Source organism: Pantoea sp. 1B4, from assembly GCF_016925765.1.
GTDB classification, from domain to species: domain Bacteria; phylum Pseudomonadota; class Gammaproteobacteria; order Enterobacterales; family Enterobacteriaceae; genus Pantoea; species Pantoea agglomerans.
Genome location: NZ_JAEUWZ010000001.1, coordinates 449,386 through 469,499, shown reverse-complemented (window position 1 = coordinate 469,499; position 20,114 = coordinate 449,386). Strand labels below are relative to the sequence as shown.

The following is a 20,114-nucleotide window of genomic DNA, read 5'->3' as shown; positions in this document are numbered from 1 at the left end:
GCAATTTTTACGCCTTCGATCAGCCTGGAGATAAAGATGAGCCTGGAGTCCGTGCGCCAGTTCTTCGCCGAACACGCCCCTGAAATTGAAATTATTGAACTGGCCGAAAGCACTGCGACGGTCGGGATGGCTGCCCGCGCCCATGGCGTGACGCCAGGAGAGATTGCCAAAACCCTGTCACTGAAAGTGAAAAACGACGTGGTGCTGATTGTGACACGAGGCGATGCCCGGCTGGATAATCGCAAGCTGAAAGCGGCGCTGGGGGCGAAAGCGCGAATGCTGAGCGTGGACGAGGTGATTAACTGGACCGGCCATCCGGTGGGCGGCGTCTGTCCTTTCGGTCTTGAGAATCCGCTGACCGTTTACTGTGATGTTTCACTACGCAGTTTCGAGGAAGTCCTGCCCGCCGCTGGCGCTATCCACAGCGCCGTCCGCATTACCCCACAGCTGATGGCTGAACTGACTAACGCCCGCTGGATCGACGTGTGCGAAGCAATGTAATGCCGGGTATCAGCTAGCACCTTCTGCCCGCGTCCTGATGCTGCTGATAAACTGACGGATACCGTCAGCGTTTGATGGCAACAGCGATCTTCAGGAAACCGATCCGCCGCAGCCAGCACGCGGGCGAGTTAATCGCCCACGATATCAGGATTTCAGGCGCTTAAATGCCTGTTCAATAATCGACAACAGCAGCGTGTTATCGACACGATGCAGCACATGTACCGATGCGCCGCACTGCTCAGGCACGCCGATAGTGAGCCGAAGGGGCTGACGATAACGCCAGCTTTTGCCGCGCGTCGCACCGGGACGCAGTTCGATATCCACCCGGTAATCGATGCCTGAAGCGACCCGCTGATTCAGCAACCAGGCGACCACCAGCGCATCGTGGATCCAGCATCCCGCCAGCTGCCGGGTCGCCATCGAATAGTCGATCCAGGGACGCAGCGTATCGCGCACAAATTCGGTCAGCGGATGATCGACGGCGGTAAGGCGGGTCAAATCCTGCTGGGTCAGCAGCGTCTGCGTGGTGACATCCATCGGAACCAGCGTTACTGCTGCACCACTGTGCAACACCTGATGGGCCGCTTCCGGATCCAGTCCAAAATTGGTGTCTTTGATATAATCATCCAGCGTAAACACACCGCCCATGATGACAATTTCCGCCACAGCGTCGGCCATGGCGGGATAGCGCTGCATTGCCAGCGCCACATTCGTCAGCGGGCCAATCGCCACCAGGGTAATCTCGCCCGGATTGTCGCAAATCAGTTTGCCGATAGCGTCAGCAGCATCAAACGCATCCGCCGCGATATCCGCTGGCTGACGCACGCCCTGCCACATCTCACCCAGCGCAAGCTGATTGACCCGGTTATCCAGCGTCTCGCGCCACGGCGCAGGATCTTCCTGTAGCGCCTGCGTCGCCCCCTGGATTACCGGGATAGATAATCCCAGCCGGACGATCAGATCTTTGGCGACGCGCGCGCCAACTTCACATGGCGTGTTACCGGCCACGGTGGTGATTAATTCCAGCGACAGTGCAGGTGAAGCTAAGGCCAGCGCAATCGCCAGTCCATCATCGGTGTTGGCACCCGCGATACCGTTGCCGGGATCGCAGTCAATAATAATTCTTTTCATATTTTTATAGGCTAACTCTGGCTTTGCGGCTTACAGCCGCAGGATTCACCGATTTCAAGGTAGTGTGGAAACTCCTTTAATTGCGCTTCGCTCTGTCCCTCTTTCAGCATATGAATCGCAGAGCGAGCCATCTCACGCAGTGGCTGGCGCACGGTCGTTAATGTCGGGACGTGAAACGAGGAGTGATTGGTACCGTTAAAACAGACCAGCGCCACATCCTGTGGCACACGGATCTGATGTTCGGAAAAGGCGCGAAGCGCGCCAATCGCCTGACCTTCGTTGCTGGTAAACAGTGCACGAGGCACACGACCCCGGGCGATCATGGTTTGTGCCGCAGCGTATCCGCCCTGTGGGGTGTAGCTGGCGGGAAACATCAGCGATTCATCAATCGGCAGCCCGCGATCCTGCATGGCATCACGCCAGCCCTGAATACGATCCTGCGCGTTAAGCATATCGACCGGGCCGCTGATGATGCCGACCTGCTGATAACCATGACTCAACAGATGTGCCGTCACCTGCCAGGCGGCCTGACGCTCATTGACCCGCAGCATGTTAACGCCCGGCTGAGGCTCAACCCGCTCCAGCATGACCAGTGGCGTACCGCTGGCTTTAATCAGGTCAATGTAAGGATGGCGATCGACGCTGTTGTAAAAGAGTCCATCGACCTGCCGATTCAGCAGTCCCTGAATTAACTCCAGTTCGCGCTTCCGGTCATCACCTGCATCACCCAGCAGCATAACGTGGCCGTGATTCATCGACTCCTGCAACAACACGTGCGCCATTGAGGCCACAAAAGGATTGCCGATGTTGGGCACCACCAATCCGAAGGTTTTGGTGTTACCGGATGCCAGTGCGCGTGCTGCCGCATTTGGCCGGTAACCGGTGGCTTTAATCGCCTCCAGTACCCGCTGACGGGTCGCCTCGGCAACCGGGCGAGGCCCGTTATTGATGACATAACTGACAACTGCCACTGAGGTGCCTGCCGCTTTCGCAACTTCACTTCGGGTCACTTTTCCCGTTAACGACTTAGGCACATCACGTTCCTCCATAAAAAAACAGGCCGCTTTACACGGCCTGCTGCTTTTCGCGCTATCCTGGCAGATGGCATCCTCAGGCAAAGCTAGATGGCATCTTCAGGCAGATTGAGATCCCGCCCTCGCGTTTCAGGCGCGACAAAGGTGGTAAAGAACCCAATTGCGGCCATCGCCGAGAAATAAACCGCAATCGGCCACCAGTGACCGGTATAAGAAAGCATAGCAGCGGCAATAAGTGGTGCGGTTCCGCCGGACAAAATGGAACCCAGTTCTTTAGCCACTGCCATTTTGGTGTAGCGATGATGAACGCCGAACATCTCCACGCCCCATGCCGCCTGCACACCAAAAATACCCAGCGACGCCAGCGCCATACCGACCACGATAACCGGGATCACCAGCATCGGTTCACGCGTGTCGAGCAGCGTAAAGGCGGGCCAGGCGTAGAACATCAGTAACAGACAGAACACGCGATAAACCACCCGGCGACCAAAGCGGTCAGAGAGCCAGCCCGCTAAAGGAATGATCAGGAAACCCAGCAATGACGCGAGGAACACCGCAGTGGTTGGTACGGACTTGTCGACCATCAGCACCTTTGCGACGTAACCGACGATGAAGCCCTGCGCCAGATAGGAGGGGCCATTTTCGCCGATACGCAGGCCAACCATGGTCCAGAAGGCACGGGTACGCTGGAAGAAAGGCCGCTGATCCACCACCGGAGCGGCCAGCACGCCTGCGCGTTCCGCTTCCATCTCCGCTTTTCTGCGCTCAAACACCGGCGTTTCGCGCAGATGACGTCGAATCCACAAGGCAACCAGCGCAATCAGCGCACTGCTGAGGAACGGAATACGCCAGCCCCACTCCAGCAGGCTTTGCTGATCCATTTGTACCACCAGCAACCAGACCAGCGAAGCCAGCAGTGTGCCGCTGTTAGAACCCAGTGCGATCACGGAGGAGATCAGTCCGCGACGCTCTGTCGGCGCATATTCGCCCAGCATCACCGTGCCGCCCGATAACTCCGCGCCAGCGCCGAAACCCTGCGTAAAGCGCAGCAGAACCAGACAGGCAGGAGCCCAGACGCCAATAGAGGCATAGCTCGGGATTAGGCCGATCAACGTCGTGGAAGCGCCCATCAGAATGATGGTGGAGATCATCACCACCTTTCGGCCTTTGCGGTCACCGAGCCAGCCGAAAAAGAGTGCGCCGATAGGCCGGGCAACAAAGCCGACTGACCAGGTAGCAAAGCTGGAGAGCAGTGCCATGGCAGGGGTTGATTCCGGAAAGAAGACGTCGCCAAAGATAATACCGGCCGCCAGGCCATAGAGCGCGAAATCCGCGTACTCCATTGCCGTTCCGAGCCAGCATGAGAAAGTGGCGCGCCAGAAATCTTTGCGGCCTGAAGGGGTGTTAAACCGCTCATCGGCGGCTGAAGTGGATGACAGTGATGCCTGCTGATTAACGGAGTTGTGTGCCGTCATAACCCTATCCCTGAATGAGTATGCAGATCGATAAACGCCCGTCCATGGGTCGATTCCCTGATAAAAGCGGAAATTCCCCGGTGACGACGTTCAGTTGACTAACCATGATGAAAGGTTAAAGGATTCCCTGGTGTTGGAATCTTGTTCTTCGCCCCATTTCGCCGGTGTATTTTTCACCGGTCGCTTAAACTGAGCGAATGTAACTTAACAATCGATGGGCCTACTGTGCATCGGGCACCGTGAGCAATCACTGGGGACCTAGTGTATCTACGCGCGTAGATAAATCAATAGATCCTGATGAAAATTATTAGTAAAACTTCACTATCACATCCCGTCATCACGCATTTTTAGCGCAAATTCAGCCAGTTACCTGCAACACATCGCCTGAAAAAAATCACCATCGACTATAAGTTACCATTTTCTCTTATGATTAAGCGTTATAAGACTGACTAAAATCCTTTCATCGGGCTCTGTTATCGCACACGCCTGTGACCGTGAGATGACACGGGTATTTATTCTGAAAAATCGCTGTAAGCGCAGACAATACGTTACTCTGACAAAAAGTCCGGGCAGAGGTGTTATGACCATTATTCTGATGCGACATGGTAAACCCGATCATCAGGCGGCAGGTCGCCAGAGCGTGCAGGCGCTGGCAGACTGGTGCGAAGCCTACGATCAGTCACAGGTCAGTGACGGGCCGCCGCCGCGCAGTATTGAGATTGCACGTCAGGCCGCGGTGATTGTCTGTAGTCCCCTGCCTCGCGCACAATCCTCCCTGAGCCAGCTCGGTCTGCAGCCCCATGAGGTTGATGCCGTGTTCAGCGAAGTCGCCGTGCCACTGCTGCGAACCGGCGCGGTGCAGCTGCCTACCCTGTGCTGGCTGGCCCTGTTGCGGCTGTTGTGGTTCTGCGGGTATGCGGGTGAAGCGGAATCGCTGCAACATGCGCGCAGCCGCGCCTCGGCGGCGGCAGAGAAGCTGATCGAGCATTCACAGCAAGGCACGGTGCTGCTGCTGGGCCACGGCATCATGAATAAGATGATTGCGCGCGAATTACGTAAACGCGGCTGGCAGGCGGAGAAGCACGCCAGCAGCCGCCACTGGAGTTCCGCGATCTATCATCGTCCGTTTATCTGACCGATCGGAAAATAGCCCAGCACCTCACAGCCCGTTCCGACACGCGGCGTAGCAATCACTTTACGCTGCGCCAGATCGATCACGCTCAGCGTGCCATCATCCTGATTGGCAATCAGCAGCTGTTGCCTGTCTGGCGTAAAACAGCCATCCATCGGCATGTTACCTACCCGGATGTCGCCCAGCGGATTCAGCAGATCGTCAAACAGCGTCACCAGCGGTTCCTGATCCCCTATCGCCACCAGCTGCTCGCCATCGGCGCTGAAGCGTACCACCTGACAGGGCCGCTCATGACCTGGCAGCGTCAGGCGCTGGCGAATGCGGTGGCTTTGCCGATCAATCACATAGAGCAACGGTGCATCAGCGGCGCTGGCGACCAGATAGGGGTGTTTCGGAGAGGCAGCGATGCCCGCAATCGGCCCGGGCAGCAGGATGGTGTCGATGACCCGCCCCTCTGCTTCACAGAGATCCACCACGGTGATGGTCGCATCCTCTTCGTTATCGGTGAACAGCTTGCGGCCGCTGGGTGACAGCGTCAGGCGATGCGCGTTGTGAGAAGGAACTGGAATGATTTTTTCCACTTTGTCGCTCTGCGGATCGATCACCGCCACTGCGGCACTCTGCTCACAGCAGAGATAGACTTTGCCATCGCGGCCCAGCTGCCCGCTGTGGGGTGCCCGCAGCGGCGACAGATCGATAAAGCCGCTGATCTCCCGACGCTGTAAATCGATAATTGCCACTTTGTGACCCGGATGCGGGTTATTACCATGAACGCCGTCGCCAAAAATGGGTACATAGGCTTTACCCCAGGGGGCCAGCATCAGGAGTTCATGCGGCCGCGGTGGAAAAGCGTTCAGTTCCCGCTCGACCGCGAAGGTTTCCGGATTAAGAAACAGGACGCGATTACCCTGCTTATCAACCGCCAGTAACCCGTAAGATTCACTCTGCATGCGCGCTCCTTTCTCAGTAAGTTCTTCTTAAGCGTAGACAATCCTCTTCAGGCTGTCTGATTCCGCGGATTGATGAGCCGGGCTTACACCACCAGTTAAGTACAATAGCCACTGTTCCTGTGGCCCGGGCCGCAGGATAACGCGCAGGTTAAGAATAATATTCAGATATTCCTTAACTGCGTTTATTCCCGCATTTAAATAAATGATTAACAGTGACGACATTATTATTTTCATAACGTGACCGGATTATTTCCGTATTATCCTAAAGTCAAAAAAAGACATAGCTAATGTGTAAATAATGTTTTATTAAAAAGGTGCAGTGCAATTAAACAGCCGTGAGGAAACTATCGCGCGCTCCAGCACTGCGTCGCCACCAGGGAAAACTATTCATTAATTCCCGCACTCATCGGGATTGCAGCCAGTATGCAATGTCGGCCGTTCCCGCCGCTGGCGGAACGGGCAGAGCCTGCACTATGACGGGAAAATAAAAATAACAGGTGTACCATGACTTCACATCGCCAACGTCCAGCGCATAAAATCTGGCGTAACTGGAAAAGAATATCGTTCAGTAGCCAGATGTTATGGAATAGAAAACAGCAGAAACTCTGTCGGGCACCGGAATATGATCCGGGTCAGGAAGATAATGTCGTATTGATCGCGCAGCAGAAAGATCTGCCGGAGATTCCAAAAATCGTCTGGATGGTCTGGCATAACGATCACCTGCCTGCCTCAATGGCACTGAATATCAGTAAAATCCGGCGGGACAACCCCGACCACCAGGTTTATCTGATTACGCAGCGTACCCTGTCGCAGTGGCTGCCCGATTTCAACTTTATCTCTTCCGATCTGACGCTGGCACATAAAAGTGAAATCATCCGGCTTGAGCTGATTCACCGTTATGGCGGCATCGGCATCGATTGCAGCACATTGCTGTTTGAGAATCTCGCCTGGGTGCATCGCGTTCACGAAGCGCGGTCAATGGATCTCATTGGTTACTATGGCGAGCAATCGACGCTGAATCTGCTTGCACCGGTCACCGAGAGCTGGTTTCTTGCTGCCGCCCCGCAAAATCCCTTTATCCGCGAATGGCTGAAACAGCTGGCGCCGGTTAAAAACGTCGGTATCCGCAACTATTTCCATGAGCTGAAGAAGCGTGATGATTTTCCGCTGATTGTGCAGAATATGGAGAATCCGTCTCGTCAGCTCCTGTCGCTGGCGCAGCAGGTTGCGATGCGGGAATACCGGCGGGCGAATCTCTATCTGCGTAAAAGTGAAGCCAGCGCCTGGTTCTATCAGCGCCTGCATGCCGACAGCAGCAGCGCCTTTGCGCAGTCAGTGATGTTTCAGCAGCGGCCACAGACGCCGCCACCCATTATAAAATTAACCGGCAACGAGCGGCTGCATCTCGACTTCAATCTGCGGCTTGGTTTATATAACCGCAGCAGCCTGATTGGCGAGATGATGCACACCACGCCACCTGCGCTGGCATTGCCTTCAACGGTCAAAGCGCGCGCGTAGCCAGTGCGTAAACGTGGTGACCGCGCGGGGCACCTGCGCCGCCCAGGGTCGTACGATCCACAGGCGGGCGGCAAAGGCCTCAACCGGCTGCCACGCAGGCAGCACCTGCTGCAATGACCCTGCTGCCAGCGCCTCCCGGGCGCTGAAATCGGGCAGCATAGCGATCCCTAATCCCTGCAGGGCCGCATCGCGTATCGACTCGCTGTTGTTAGTGGCAAAGCTGCCCTGAATCCGTATCTGGACCTGCTCGTTATCCGCGGTGGTGGTAAACCGCCAGCGCGGTGATTCGACGCCGCGTGGATAGTAAAGGCAGTTATGCTGCGCCAGATCCTGCGGCGACTGCGGTATCCCCTGTTCGTTGAGATAGGCGGGTGATGCCACCAGTAATGTCCGCGTGTCACACAGCGGCAGTGCCACGTGGGTTTCCGGCAGGGTGTCGCTGTGTCGAATGGCCAGATCAAATCCCTCGCTGCTCAGCGACACAATGCGGTCAGTCACATCCAGCTGCAGACGCACCTGCGGATAATCACGCAGAAACTCACCGATAATCGGCACCAGTTGCTGACGGGCAAACGCCACCGGTGCGGTAATGCGCACCAGGCCACGCACCGGTCCGGCGGTGTCCCGCACGCTGAAAAAACTCTGTTCAATGCGGGCAAAAAGGCTCGCGTAGCTCCTCCACCAGCTTCTCACCGGCAGAGGTCAGCCGCACACTGCGCGTAGTGCGTTGTACCAGCAACACACCGGCCATCTCCTCCAGCTCTTTGATTTTCTGACTCATCGCCGCCTTGCTGACGTCGAGCCGCTCTGCCGCGCGGGTAAAACTGCCCTGCTCTGCCAGTACGGTCAGCCAGTGCAGATGATCCCATAGCGTATCCGTTTTCATCTCTTTCATCGTGATTGTTCACTATCGTGAATAATCATTTCAGGCTACGCGCTTTTTCCCGCCGGATAAAGGGGTCACCATAGGGTTCTTAATCACCGGGAGGAATCCGCTATGCCACTGCTGCAATTTGATGTTATCCAGGGTCGTTCAGAATCAGAGCTACGTACACTGCTGGATGCGGCACACCGCGCCGTGCTCACGGCCTTTAAGGTACCGGAACGCGATCGTTACCAGATTGTTCAGGAAAACAAGCGCTATCAGATGGTGTTTCAGGATACCGGACTGGGGTTCAGCCGGAGCGATAATCTGGTGATGGTGCGGGTCTATACCAGCCCACGCAGCAGTGAACAGAAACAGCTGTTCATGGCCGAGCTGGCGCGTGAGCTGCGTGAACATTGTGGTGTGCAGGGCAACGATTTAATGATCAGCTTTATCACAAACGACAAAGGTGACTGGAGTTTTGCCGACGGCGAAGCACAATATCTCACCGGCAAACTCTGAAAATCGCCCTGACTTCTGCTCTGCTGACGGTGCGCGCCAGCCACCGTCACGCCTGATAACCTCACTTCTGAAATGACAATAAACCAATCTGCTCTTCACCGCACAAATCGGGCCGGATATGTTGCAGCCGGATTACAGCCAATATAGATTGTCGAAAAACCATCCCCCCGAAGGTGGCCGGTTGCGTGAAGCCTCGCGTAGCCCTGAAGAGAGGATTTGCCGTTGTCCGAATTGGTGTCCGTCGCGTTGTTTCTGGCCGCTATTGCAATCTATTCCTGTAAAGCCGGGCGTAACAAATTCTGGTTTATTGTCGTTCTTATTCTGCTGGTGCTTTTCGTTGTGCTGAACGCCACCCTCTATGCCAGCAACTATTTTACCGGTGACGGCATCAACGATGCGGTGCTCTATACGCTGACCAACAGTCTGACCGGCGCGGGTGTCAGTAAATATGTGGTGCCGGCGATTGGGCTGATCATCGTGCTGTTTCTGCTGTTCTGCCTGCTGTCGTGGATTCTGCGGCGGCGTAAGCGTCCGCATCACATGGGCTGGTCGCTGCTGGCCGCCGCCTGTGCACTCGGCTCGGTGCAGACTACCCCGGCCTTTCGCCAGGTCGCGACCCTGATTGTGTCGCATACCCAACTGGCAGATTCTGACTTCGACAACTTCTATAAAGTGCCGCGTAATCGCATTGAACAGCCGCACCTCAACGTGGTTTACATCTATGGTGAAAGCTTAGAGCGCACCTATTTTGACCCTATCGCCTTTCCCGGCTTAGCGCCGGAGCTGAGCCGGCAGAAAGAGCAGAGCATCGACTTCAGCGAAACCGAACAGCTGCCAGGTACCGATTACACCATTGCGGGCATGGTCGCCTCACAGTGTGGCATTCCGCTGTTTGCCCCATTTGATGGCAATGCGTCAGCATCGCTCTCCAGCTTCTATCCTCAGAACGTCTGTCTGGGCGACATCCTGAAAAACTCCGGCTACCAGAACTGGTTTATTCAGGGTGCCGATCTGCGTTTCGCCGGGAAAGATGTCTTCCTGAAATCACACGGTTTTGATCCCGCTAACCTTTATGGTTCGCAGGAGCTGAAAAGCCGCGTCGCCGATCCCACCTACCGTAATAACTGGGGTTATTACGACGATACGGTAATGGATGAGGTGTTTGAGAAGTATCAGGAACTCTCTCAGGCCGGTAAACCTTTTGCGCTGTTTACGCTGACCGTCGACACCCATCATCCTGACGGATTTATCTCACGCAGCTGCGATCGCAGGAGCTACAGCATTGAGGGCAAACCGAATCAGTCATTCAGTGCGGTCGCCTGCTCGCAGGAACATGTGGCGCGCCTGATTGCGCGCATTAAAGCGTCGCCGTGGTTCAAAAACACCGTGATTGTGGTGAGCTCGGATCATCTGGCGATGAACAACACTGCGCATCCGTGGCTGGTCAAACAGCCCCGTCGCAATCTTTTCATGGTGATCCGTGGTGACAAGCCGCAGGCGGAATTGATGGAGGCGAAGCGCAGCACGCTGGATAACGGCGCCACGCTGCTCGATATTCTCGGCGGCGATAACGCGATTGGCCTGGGCCGCAGCAGCCTCTCATCGCTTTCACTCTCCACCCAGTTCGACGATATGAAGAGTAAGGTGACGAGCTGGAAGCCCGACATTATTCAGCTGTGGAACTTCCCGAAGAAGATAGACAACTTCACGGTGGATCAGGCGAAGAATATCTTCAGCTTCTCGGGAACCACCTTCAAATTGCCGATTCTGTTCCGCATCAGTGATAAACATGTCGAGCCGATGCCGGAGGGGGAATATTCGGCACCGTTGCGCTATCAGCTGGCGGATTTCGCCTCAGCCGATAAATTCCTCTGGGTGGATCGCTGTTTTAAGATGGCGCGACTCTGGCAGCCTTCGCTGGCACTTTCCGGCGATCTCTGTGTGGCGATGGGACAGCTCGGCGGCACGCCGTCGGTGACGCATGTCGACAAACCACAGTGGAAAGGCAAAGTCCGTTTCCCCGAGGGCGCTATCAGCGATGCGCGTTACCAGCAGAACCTCGCGCAGATCCGTATTGAAGATAACAACATTCGCTACAGCGCTGACAGCTTCCGGCTTGACGTGCCTGGCGCACCGGAGAGTGTTAAAAGCTTCAGCGGCATCTCACGGCCAGAGAACTGGGGACGCTGGTCTAACGCTAATCTCGCGCCCGAGGTTCATATCGACTATATCGATGCGCTGCCCGCGAAGTTCGATCTGGTGATCACCGCGCGTGCGTATGGCCCCAATGCGCACCGGGCGATTCCGGTTCGGGTCGGCGATCAGCAGCAACTGCTGTCGCTGAGTGAAGAGATATCGACGCATACCCTGCATTTCGACAACCCAGGCGCCAGCCATCGTCTGGTGATTGCACCACCTGAACCGCAGCTGAGTAACACCGGCAATATCACCGGTCAGGATCCGCGCAAACTGGGCATCGGCATGGTTGAAATTAAAATCGTGCCACAGCCCTAACGCCCGCTTTTCTCTTTCCGACTCTGCGGATTTCCGCAGAGTCGCCTCATCCTGCCATCAGCTAAATGTTGCGAGACAGCCCGCACTCTGTTGCACGTTACTTGTTGTACTAATTGATATTTTTCGGCGATAAGCGCAAAATGTAACCGGCTTAGTGGCGATACGTCTTTTGCCTGTCATGATGCCGTTATCGCTGAAGTGCACAGGGAGGTGTCGTGATGACAAGCACAATGATGAGTACCCACAAAGCCTTTAAAGCGCTGCAACAGGCAGGGATCGACGATCAGCAAGCGGAGGCGATGGTGGAGGTGTTTACTGATATGCAGCAGAGGCAGCCCGGCGGGCAGGTTGGAAAGCAACTCGGTCAGATTCAGACCAAAGCCAACCATATAGACATTCGGCTCGGCCAGCTTACAACCAAAGTCGATCAGATAGATGAGCGGCTTGGTCAGCTCACAACAAAAGTACATCAGATAGACGAGCGGCTTGGCCATGTTGAAAGAAAAACGGACAAACTGGCCATCCGTTTTAATCAGTTAGAAGCCAAGGTGGATAAGCTGGATGTCGCTCTCAGTGAAATGAATTTCCGATTAACTTCGGCTGTGGACAGCCTCAGAAATGACGTTGTTACCCTGACCACCGATATGCGCTGGATCAAACGGTTATCTATTCTCATGACCACCACCCTGCTGGCGGCGGTCCTGAAAGATATTTTAATGTGATCCCGTTATCACCCTGTCAGGGTCTGTCGCGCAGCGCCTCCAGCTTTTCGCGCTGCTGACCGTCGGCGGTAAAGTTATCCTCCGCCAGCCAGCGCTGCAGGCCCTTTTTCACCTGCGGCCATTCGCTATCGATAAGCGAGAACCAGCTGGTGTCACGTGAACGCCCTTTGTAGACGATCGCCTGACGGAAATCGCCTTCATAACGGAAACCGAGACGTGCCGCCGCCTTACGGGAAGGGGCGTTACAGCTATCGCATTTCCATTCATAACGGCGATAACCCAGCGTCTCAAAGGCGTAACGCATCAGCAGGAAATGCGCCTCCGTTGCCATGCGGGTCTGCTTCAGCCGGGCCGAAAACATGACATGCCCGACTTCCATCACGCCATGTTCCAGCTGGATGCGCATTAACGACAGGCTGCCTACTGCCTGGTCGGTGGCCAGATCGATCACGGCAAAATGCAGCGGATCGCGACTAATTTCAAGCTGTGCGGCATACGCCTGCCATGCCGGACGTTCGGTAAAGGGACCGGCAGGCAGGTAAGTCCAGTCACGCCCATCTTCAGCCAGCGCCCATGCCTCAAACAGTGCCTCAGCATGACGCGCCACACTGAACGGCTCCAGCCGACAAACTTCGCCAGTAAAAACCTGATGCTGGGGAAGAGGCCGGGGCTGCCAGTCTGGCATTGGCTCACCGACCGGCTGTCCGAACTGATTGGTATGTTGTGGCATGTTGTCTCCTGGCTACAGATTATCTCTGCAGATTGCCACGATCATAATTGATTAAAAAGGACCAAAACTGGCGAAAATGATAGAACCATTGCCTGCGAACGCATCAGTCAGGCGATATACCGGTTACCGGGCTGGCCGGGTTAACCGCATCATTCCGCACTAATGAGGCTGGCCGGTGCGGCAATGGACTGGCGAATCATCAGACGGGCATCAAAGCGCGGCATCGGTCCGACGGCTTCGCCGCGTATCTCCGCGATCAGGCGTCGTGCCGCTTCACGGCCCATCTCATACACCGGTTGCGCTACCACCGTCAGCGGTGGCGTGACAATCTCACTCCACGGAAAATTGTCATACATCACGAATGAGAGATCAGCAGGGATTCGCAGTCCGCGCTGCGTCACTTCGCGCAGCAGCCACATCGCCACCACGCTGTCAGAAGCCACCAGCGCAGTGGGCGGCTGCGGACGCTGCCACAGCTCGGCCACGATACGGGCAATCTCCGCTTCGTCCAGCGCATTCACTTTCACCATCGTCGGATCAAATTCCACGCCCGCGGCAGCAAATGCCTGCATCATGCCGCCCACGCGCTGGGCGACCGGCGTCAGGCCAAAATCCCCTGGCGTGCTGTAGTCGGTTGCCAGTGCCATGCTGGTGATATAGGCGATGTGGCGATGGCCCGCTTCCAGTAACTGCGAGGTTGCTTCTGCAGCCACTTCGGTAAATTCGCAACAGATCGCCTCCACATCAAGGTCAGTTACTGCGCGATCAAATAATTTCAGCGCTCTGCCCTCTTCCAGTACCTGAGTCAGGTGACTGTTGTGACGGTGTTCTGAACAGCAGGGCGCAACGATGATGCCGTCGACCCGCTTTTCCAGCATCACCCGCACCGCATCCTGCTCAGCCTGCAACTTCTCATCGCTGTTACTGAGCAGCAGATGGTAACCGGCAGTGCGCGCCACATCTGCCATGCCGCGCAGCGCAAGACCAAAATGGGGATTCTCAATGTCGCCGACAATCACACCGATGGTATTGGAACGACCGGTGTTCATACTGCGGGCCAGGGCATTCAGACGGTAGCCCAGCGCGGAGGCCGCGCTGTTGACCCGCTCCTGCACCTCATCACTGACCGCCCCATAGCCACCCAACGCACGCGCCGCCTGGGCTTTGGATACTTTTGCTGCGCGCGCCACATCCGCCACGGTGGGCGCTTTAGATTGTCGTTTCTGGCTGGTCATAATTATTTTGAATCACAGGTTGATGACAGGAATATTGACGCCGAAAAAAGGCTGTGCTTAAACTCATTGTAACCCCTTGAGACCGGTCTCACAACATCAGTGTCTTAAGGTGCCACCTGTGTTGAGACCGGTCTCAATTATAACCGCTGGCTCAACAGTCTCTGATGTTTAAACCTGCAAAAACGGATGAGCTATGAAATCGCAAACCACCCTAGGCAAACTGTTCGGCACCACGCTCGCACTCTGTTCACTGTCGTTCTGTACGCTGGCTGCCAGCGATAACAATCCCTATGGGCTGATCGAACCGGGTCAGCTACGCATCGCCAGCGTCGGCGACTCAAAACCTTACACCTTCACGGATGCCAGCGGTCAGTTCACCGGCTTTGATGTCGAATTCTTCAAAGATGTCGCCCATCGTATCGGGATCGATAAGGTCGATTTTATTGGACAGGACTTCTCGGCCATCATGCCAGCGGTGGCCAACGGTCAGTATGACGCGGCGGTGGCGGCCATCGGCATCACCCCTGCGCGTGAAAAGACGGTGGATTTTTCAACCGGCTATCTGGCGGGATTTCTCACCGTGCTGACCCGCCACGACAGCGGCGTGAAGAATGTCGCCAGCCTGGCAAAACACCGGCTCGGGGTGGTTCAGGGTACGCTGCAGGAGAGCTATGCCGTCGAACACTTCACCCAGACCGATCTCGTACGCTTCCCGGATAACAACAGCGCAGTCTCTGCGCTCAACAACGGTACGCTCGACGCAATCTTCCTCGACTACGAGGCGGCAAAAAGCTACGCCGACCGCTTTAAGCTGGTCTCTGCCGCCGACATCCCCTCGTTTGATGCACCGGCCGGCATTGCCATTGCCAAAGGCAAACCCGCCTTCAAGGCCGCGCTGGACCGCGCCATTAAAGCAGCCATGCAGGATGGCACCTGGCAACGGCTCTATCAGAAGTGGTTCCCCGGATCGCCGATGCCAAAACAGTATCTGCCTGGCGGGCAGTAAAGATGCGGACGTTCGCGTCCTGAGTTAACCGGGGGGATCCCCCCACCCTGCATGGAGACGGCGATGGACTTGCTCACGATTCTTTCCCGCACCTTCTTTGATTTTCCATCAATGATGGAAGTACTGCCGCAGATGCTGACCACCGGGCTGGTCAACACGGTGATTATCTCGCTGGCGGCAACGCTGCTCGGCACGCTATTCGGCCTTCTGCTGGCGCTGATGGGCATCTCGCCCTCACGCTGGCTGCGTCTGCCTGCCCGGCTCTATACCGATCTGTTCCGCGGTCTGCCATCGATTCTGACCATTCTGCTGATTGGTCAGGGCCTGGCGCGCTTTAGCTATCAGCTGTTCGGTCCTACGCCCTATCCGCTGGGGATCTTCGCCCTTAGCCTGATCGCCAGCGCCTACATGGGCGAGATTTTCCGCGCCGGTATTCAGAGTGTTGAACGCGGCCAGATGGAAGCCTGCCGTGCGCTGGGGATGAGTTATGGCCGGGCAATGCGACTGGTGGTGATCCCGCAGGGGATTCGCCGCGTACTGCCCGCCATCGTTAACCAGTTCATCGCCATCATTAAAGATTCCTCGCTGGTTTACCTGCTGGGCCTGATGACACAACAACGGGAACTGTTTCGCGTGGGCCAGGATGCAGCGGTGCTCACCGGCAATCTCTCGCCCCTGATGCTGGCAGGGCTGTTCTATCTGATTATCACTGTGCCGCTGACGCACATGGTCAACTATGTCGATGTGCGTTATCGCACCGGCCGACGTCGCCTGACTGCCCCGCAAAGTGGCTTAAAAGAGGTGGATGAAGTCAGAGCGCCCGGCGGCGCACTGATCACTCATCCCCGGATCGGAGGCAACCATGAATAACCTGAACAGCACCACTGCCGCGAGCTGGCACGGTGCCAGCCTGGAGTTGCGCGATCTGACTCTGGCTTATGGCCCGATTGAGGTGTTGCGTAACGTCTCGCTGCGGGTCGCGCCCGGCAGCACCACCTGCATTATCGGGCCATCCGGTTCGGGTAAGTCGACGCTGCTGCGCGGCATCAACCGGCTGCATGAACCGCAATCGGGGGATGTACTTCTGGCTGATCGGTCAGTGTTGCGCGACAAGCCAGATGCGCTGCGGTTACGGATCGGCATGGTGTTTCAGCATTTCAATCTCTTCCCCGATCACAGCGCGCTGGAGAACGTGGCGCTGGCACCGTGGCGGGTTAAAGGCCTGCCCAAAGCGCAGGCGATGGCGATTGCGCGTCAGCGGCTGGAAGAAGTGGGTCTGGGTCAGCGCGCCGATCACCGGCCACGCGATCTCTCCGGCGGCCAGCAGCAGCGTGTCGCGATTGCCCGCGCGCTGGCGATGGATCCCGAGGTCATGCTGTTTGATGAGGCGACCTCCGCGCTCGATCCCGAACTGGTGAAGGGTGTCCTGACGCTGATGGCGGATCTCTGTCGTCGCGGCATGACGATGGTTGTGGTGACACATGAAATGGGCTTTGCGCGCAAAGTGGCGGATCAGGTGGTGTTTATGGACGAAGGCGAGATTGTTGAAGCCGGGCCGCCGGGCGCCATTTTTGATACGCCACAGTCGCCGCGACTGCAACGTTTTCTCTCTGAAGTGCTGTAACTGAGCAAGGAACCTGATAATGGCGGTAAAAACTGAAATGAAAGTAGTTGTACTGGGCGGTGGCGTAATAGGGGTCTCGACAGCGCTGGAGCTGACAAAACGGGGAGCGGCGGTGACCCTGGTGACCGAAGCCGCGCTCTGTTCTGGCGCATCGGGACGTTCACTCTCCTGGCTCAACTCGGCGGGCGAACGCTCCCGCCCCTATCACGCGCTGCGCATGGCGGGCATTGATCGCTATCGCACCCTGTTTGCTCAACAACCCACCCTCGACTGGCTGCGTTTTGATGGCGGGGTCTGCTGGTTCAGCAATGATGCAGCCGGAACGCAGGCGCGGCACGCCTATGAGAAAGCACACGGCTATGACTCGCAACTCATGACCCCTGATAACGTGGCGCAGGCGGATGCGACGATCGATCCCGACGCGCTGCCGTCGCAGGCGATTTTTAACCCCGGTGAAGGCTGGGTCAGTCTGCCGCACCTGTCAGAGTATCTGGTGAATCAGTTCCGGGCGCGGGGTGGTGAAGTGATTGAACACGCCGGTAAAGCCAGTGTGATCACCGATCAGGGCCGGGCCTGCGGCATTCGCAGTGAGCTGGGTGAACTACGGGCAGATGCGGTGGTGGTCGCCTGCGGGCCCTGGACACCGGATGTGATTGCGCCACTGGGCGTGACGATTCCCAACGGATCGCCCGTCTCCATGCTGGTGATCACTGAGCCGGGCAAACATGAACTCAAGGCGGTGCTGAACACGCCTCGCGCCGCCATCCGGCCAAACCCCGGCAACCGTTACGCCCTGGATCATGACTGGTACGAGGCTGATATCCAGAAGCTGGCCGGAGGCGATTACCATATTGATAAGCAGGTTGTAGCAAAGCTGGCCGAGGAAGCGAGTCAGCTGTTACGGGGTGACGAGCCGCTCAGCGTCCAGAGCTGGAAAATTGGCCTGAAGCCGATTCCGGGCGATGGCGATCCGGTGCTGGGGCAACTGCAGAAGGTGCCGGGCTGTTATGTGGCGTTCACGCATTCGGGTGCAACCCTGGCGCTGATTGTCGGTGAATTGCTGGCGGAGGAGATTGTAAGCGGTGAAAAGCATCCGATGCTGGCAAGCTTTGGTGCTGAGCGTTTCAGCTAAAAAAAAGCCGGTCATCACGACCGGCTGATTTTTACCGCTTATTTTAACCGCGCTTATTTTAACCGCGGAAGAAGATATCGCCCGATTTACCCATGACGATTTTGCCGGTGTCATTGGTAATAAGAATGTAGTTGGCGTTGATATAGGCCCAGTGGGTATTTTCCTGCGGAGCAGGCAGATTACGCTTTTGCCACTCATTGATGGTGTACGTTTTATCGGTGTACTTCTCTGGCACTGTGTCACCGATTTGGTACTGTTTGTAGTCGATGATGATGGTGCTGAGGTCGTAATTAGGGTGCGCGCCGTTGGAAGGTGCCGGCGTGGTCGGCGTAATACCATCATTAGATTGTGAGCTGGTCGGTGCCTGGCTTTGCGCGGCACCGGCATCCGGCTGAACGCTGCCCGTATCAGGCGTAGCGGGCTGCGCATCCGGATTAGCAGGCTGAATCTGCGGCGGTGGCGGAACGGTATCCGTTGCTTCGCCAGCGGCTTGTACAGCAGGGATCAGGCTCAGCGAGCCAACCAGTAATCCCATTGATAAAAGTACACGTTGAGTCCTGCGCATAATGATTTCCACGTTGAATTTTGACAGTCAGGCTAAAGACAATGTTTATCGCACTTCAGTTCCGGCGCACTGACGCTATGTGTAAGGAAAAACAGCGCTATTCACTTTACTGCACACAGGCCAGGTAGCGGATCACTGTCCGACCACTTTATCCTGAGTTGCCAGATCGACCAACAACGCAATGCCTAAATAGTTACTCCAGTTAAAGCCGTTCTGCAGCACCACAATCGCATTGCCGTTACGTTTATCGTAGCCGATAAAACTGGCATAGCCGCCGATATAGCCCACCTGATAGGTAATCTGCTGCTCTTCGAAAGTGTCGGTTACCCAGGCGATATTCTGCACCTGCGCGCCCTGCTGATACCACGCCTGATCTACCGCCGCGAAAGCCCGGTCCCGCGCAGCATCACCGGTAGCGCTGAGATGTGCGCGCAAATAAGCACTCAGATCGCGCGCGTTACTGTAGAGACTGGCCGCGGCCACCATGTTGCCGTGAAAATGCCAGTCAGGCGTCAGCGTGCCGCGGCGGATTAATTTTGGCTGATCACCTGCATGGCCCAGCGCACGCAATGGATAGCCCGCCAGCGTTTCCGGTACAAAGCTGCTTTGGTTCATCTTTAACGGTGTGAAGATAAGCTGTGATGCCAGCGTCTGAATATCCTGATGACAACGCGTGCGCAGGATATAACCGAGCAGCGCATAGCCGAGGTTAGAGTAGTGTGGCATGCGTACCGCAGGTGCAGAGAAGTCCGCCAGATAACTCAGCAGCTTGTCGCTATCAAGATTGCCATAGAAGTTCTCGCCGGTGTCCAGATAACGAACGAACTGCTGCAGCATCGTCAGATCCATATCCTGTCGCGGCAGACCCGAGGTGTGCGTCACCAGCTGCAGCAGCGTGATGCGCCGCGCGTCAGCGCTGAGGCGAACGCCTTCCGGCAGAAGATCCGCCAGTGTATCGCTCCAGCGCAGCTTACCCTGATCAACCAGCTGGATAATCACTTCTGCCGTCACGCCTTTACTCAGCGATCCCAGCGCAAACAGGGTATCGGGCGTGATCGGATAGCGATGCACACGATCGGTGACGCCAAAAGCGTAATAGCGGGTCGGGCCACCGCGATGAATGACCGCAATGCTGATGCCGGGAACCTGCTTCTGTTGCATGTAATGCTGCACGATGTCGTCGACATTTTCATGAAAGGTGGCGTGTGTCAGATAAACGCGGTCGCCCACCGGGGCGGAGGTTTGCGACAGGGTTCCACATCCCGCCAGCAGGAAGATAAAGGCTGGCATGAATCGCGTCATTAATCTGCTGATCCACTGGCCGCCAGGGGTCAGCCGTGCAAGGGAGACTGCAACAGCCGGCCTGCCAGTAAATCCATTTTTCATATATTAATCATTTACTTATTATTATTTAACACGCAACTGTCTGGCTGGAGCGCAAAAATGTACCATAAAGTG

The 20,114-nt window shown here is 56.3% G+C and carries 18 protein-coding genes and 1 pseudogene; 10 read left to right on the top strand and 9 right to left on the bottom strand.

The window, feature by feature from the left end; all coding sequences use genetic code 11:
* Positions 1–36: 36 nt before the first annotated feature.
* Positions 37–501 carry a YbaK/EbsC family protein gene (locus JNO11_RS02180; RefSeq protein ID WP_010251476.1) on the top strand — a complete coding sequence of 155 codons (465 nt, stop codon included), beginning with the start codon at positions 37–39 and terminating at the stop codon, positions 499–501.
* A gap of 144 nt (positions 502–645) precedes the next feature.
* Here JNO11_RS02180 and JNO11_RS02175 read toward each other — a convergent pair whose 3' ends face one another.
* The 3 genes from JNO11_RS02175 to JNO11_RS02165 form a co-directional block, all read right to left on the bottom strand.
* A complete protein-coding gene (locus tag JNO11_RS02175; RefSeq protein WP_325176891.1) occupies positions 646–1,632 on the bottom strand; it encodes a nucleoside hydrolase in 987 nt (328 codons plus the stop codon).
* A gap of 11 nt (positions 1,633–1,643) precedes the next feature.
* The gene (locus tag JNO11_RS02170) at positions 1,644–2,666 is read right to left on the bottom strand and encodes a LacI family DNA-binding transcriptional regulator (protein WP_045140873.1); all 1,023 of its coding nucleotides are present in this window, start codon (positions 2,664–2,666) and stop codon (positions 1,644–1,646) included.
* A gap of 86 nt (positions 2,667–2,752) precedes the next feature.
* Positions 2,753–4,141: an MFS transporter gene (locus JNO11_RS02165; RefSeq protein WP_010251485.1), complete on the bottom strand. Its 1,389-nt coding sequence runs from the start codon at positions 4,139–4,141 to the stop codon at positions 2,753–2,755.
* A 580-nt stretch (positions 4,142–4,721) separates the two neighbouring features.
* On the opposite strand from JNO11_RS02165, the gene JNO11_RS02160 reads away from it, so the two are divergent.
* Complete coding sequence (locus tag JNO11_RS02160; RefSeq protein WP_050680033.1) at positions 4,722–5,276, top strand: histidine phosphatase family protein; 555 nt, start codon at positions 4,722–4,724, stop codon at positions 5,274–5,276.
* On the opposite strand, the gene JNO11_RS02155 is transcribed toward JNO11_RS02160, so the two are convergent.
* Positions 5,258–6,223: a hypothetical protein gene (locus JNO11_RS02155; RefSeq protein WP_033759801.1), complete on the bottom strand. Its 966-nt coding sequence runs from the start codon at positions 6,221–6,223 to the stop codon at positions 5,258–5,260. The two genes, JNO11_RS02160 and JNO11_RS02155, sit on opposite strands and share 19 nt — an antisense overlap.
* Before the next feature lie 504 nt (positions 6,224–6,727).
* Between JNO11_RS02155 and JNO11_RS02150 the strand changes: the two genes are divergently transcribed.
* Positions 6,728–7,741: a capsular polysaccharide synthesis protein gene (locus tag JNO11_RS02150; RefSeq protein ID WP_325176890.1), complete on the top strand. Its 1,014-nt coding sequence runs from the start codon at positions 6,728–6,730 to the stop codon at positions 7,739–7,741.
* On the opposite strand, the pseudogene JNO11_RS02145 reads toward JNO11_RS02150, so the two are convergent.
* Positions 7,718–8,636: pseudogene (locus tag JNO11_RS02145) on the bottom strand (LysR family transcriptional regulator). The gene JNO11_RS02150 and the pseudogene JNO11_RS02145 sit on opposite strands and share 24 nt — an antisense overlap.
* Positions 8,637–8,738: 102 nt before the next feature.
* On the opposite strand from JNO11_RS02145, the gene JNO11_RS02140 reads away from it, so the two are divergent.
* The 3 genes from JNO11_RS02140 (at position 8,739) to JNO11_RS02130 (ending at position 12,364) form a co-directional block, all read left to right on the top strand.
* Entirely contained in the window at positions 8,739–9,128 is a 390-nt protein-coding gene (locus JNO11_RS02140; RefSeq protein WP_010251498.1) for a tautomerase family protein, read from the top strand.
* Between the two features lie 222 nt (positions 9,129–9,350).
* Positions 9,351–11,642, top strand: coding sequence for a phosphatidylglycerol--membrane-oligosaccharide glycerophosphotransferase (gene opgB, locus JNO11_RS02135; protein ID WP_325176889.1), 2,292 nt, complete (start codon positions 9,351–9,353; stop codon positions 11,640–11,642).
* A 218-nt stretch (positions 11,643–11,860) separates the two neighbouring features.
* On the top strand, positions 11,861–12,364 hold the full coding sequence (locus JNO11_RS02130; protein ID WP_325176888.1) for a hypothetical protein: 504 nt from the start codon (positions 11,861–11,863) through the stop codon (positions 12,362–12,364).
* Positions 12,365–12,380: 16 nt separating this feature from the next.
* Here the strand turns inward: JNO11_RS02130 and JNO11_RS02125 are convergent, their stop codons facing one another.
* Both JNO11_RS02125 and JNO11_RS02120 read right to left on the bottom strand, forming a co-directional pair.
* Positions 12,381–13,094, bottom strand: coding sequence for a GNAT family protein (locus JNO11_RS02125; RefSeq protein ID WP_325176887.1), 714 nt, complete (start codon positions 13,092–13,094; stop codon positions 12,381–12,383).
* Positions 13,095–13,243: 149 nt separating this feature from the next.
* Positions 13,244–14,329, bottom strand: a complete 1,086-nt coding sequence (locus JNO11_RS02120; protein ID WP_062759661.1) for a LacI family DNA-binding transcriptional regulator — start codon at positions 14,327–14,329, stop codon at positions 13,244–13,246.
* Positions 14,330–14,522: 193 nt separating this feature from the next.
* Here JNO11_RS02120 and JNO11_RS02115 point away from each other — a divergent pair, with 193 nt between their 5' ends.
* The 4 genes from JNO11_RS02115 to JNO11_RS02100 all read left to right on the top strand — a co-directional run bounded on the left by JNO11_RS02115 (position 14,523) and on the right by JNO11_RS02100 (position 18,091).
* Positions 14,523–15,335 carry an ABC transporter substrate-binding protein gene (locus tag JNO11_RS02115; RefSeq protein WP_061703603.1) on the top strand — a complete coding sequence of 271 codons (813 nt, stop codon included), beginning with the start codon at positions 14,523–14,525 and terminating at the stop codon, positions 15,333–15,335.
* 63 nt (positions 15,336–15,398) lie between these two features.
* Positions 15,399–16,205 (top strand): amino acid ABC transporter permease, encoded by an 807-nt coding sequence (locus tag JNO11_RS02110; protein WP_250327726.1) that lies wholly within the window; start codon positions 15,399–15,401, stop codon positions 16,203–16,205.
* Positions 16,198–16,959, top strand: coding sequence for an amino acid ABC transporter ATP-binding protein (locus JNO11_RS02105; RefSeq protein ID WP_010671731.1), 762 nt, complete (start codon positions 16,198–16,200; stop codon positions 16,957–16,959). Before JNO11_RS02110 ends, JNO11_RS02105 begins: the two co-directional genes overlap by 8 nt.
* Before the next feature lie 19 nt (positions 16,960–16,978).
* On the top strand, positions 16,979–18,091 hold the full coding sequence (locus tag JNO11_RS02100; RefSeq protein ID WP_022625354.1) for an FAD-binding oxidoreductase: 1,113 nt from the start codon (positions 16,979–16,981) through the stop codon (positions 18,089–18,091).
* A 58-nt stretch (positions 18,092–18,149) separates the two neighbouring features.
* Here the strand turns inward: JNO11_RS02100 and JNO11_RS02095 are convergent, their stop codons facing one another.
* Both JNO11_RS02095 and JNO11_RS02090 read right to left on the bottom strand, forming a co-directional pair.
* Positions 18,150–18,656, bottom strand: coding sequence for an RcnB family protein (locus JNO11_RS02095; RefSeq protein WP_022625353.1), 507 nt, complete (start codon positions 18,654–18,656; stop codon positions 18,150–18,152).
* Positions 18,657–18,788: 132 nt separating this feature from the next.
* Positions 18,789–20,042: a serine hydrolase domain-containing protein gene (locus JNO11_RS02090; protein ID WP_060681663.1), complete on the bottom strand. Its 1,254-nt coding sequence runs from the start codon at positions 20,040–20,042 to the stop codon at positions 18,789–18,791.
* Positions 20,043–20,114: the final 72 nt, after the last annotated feature.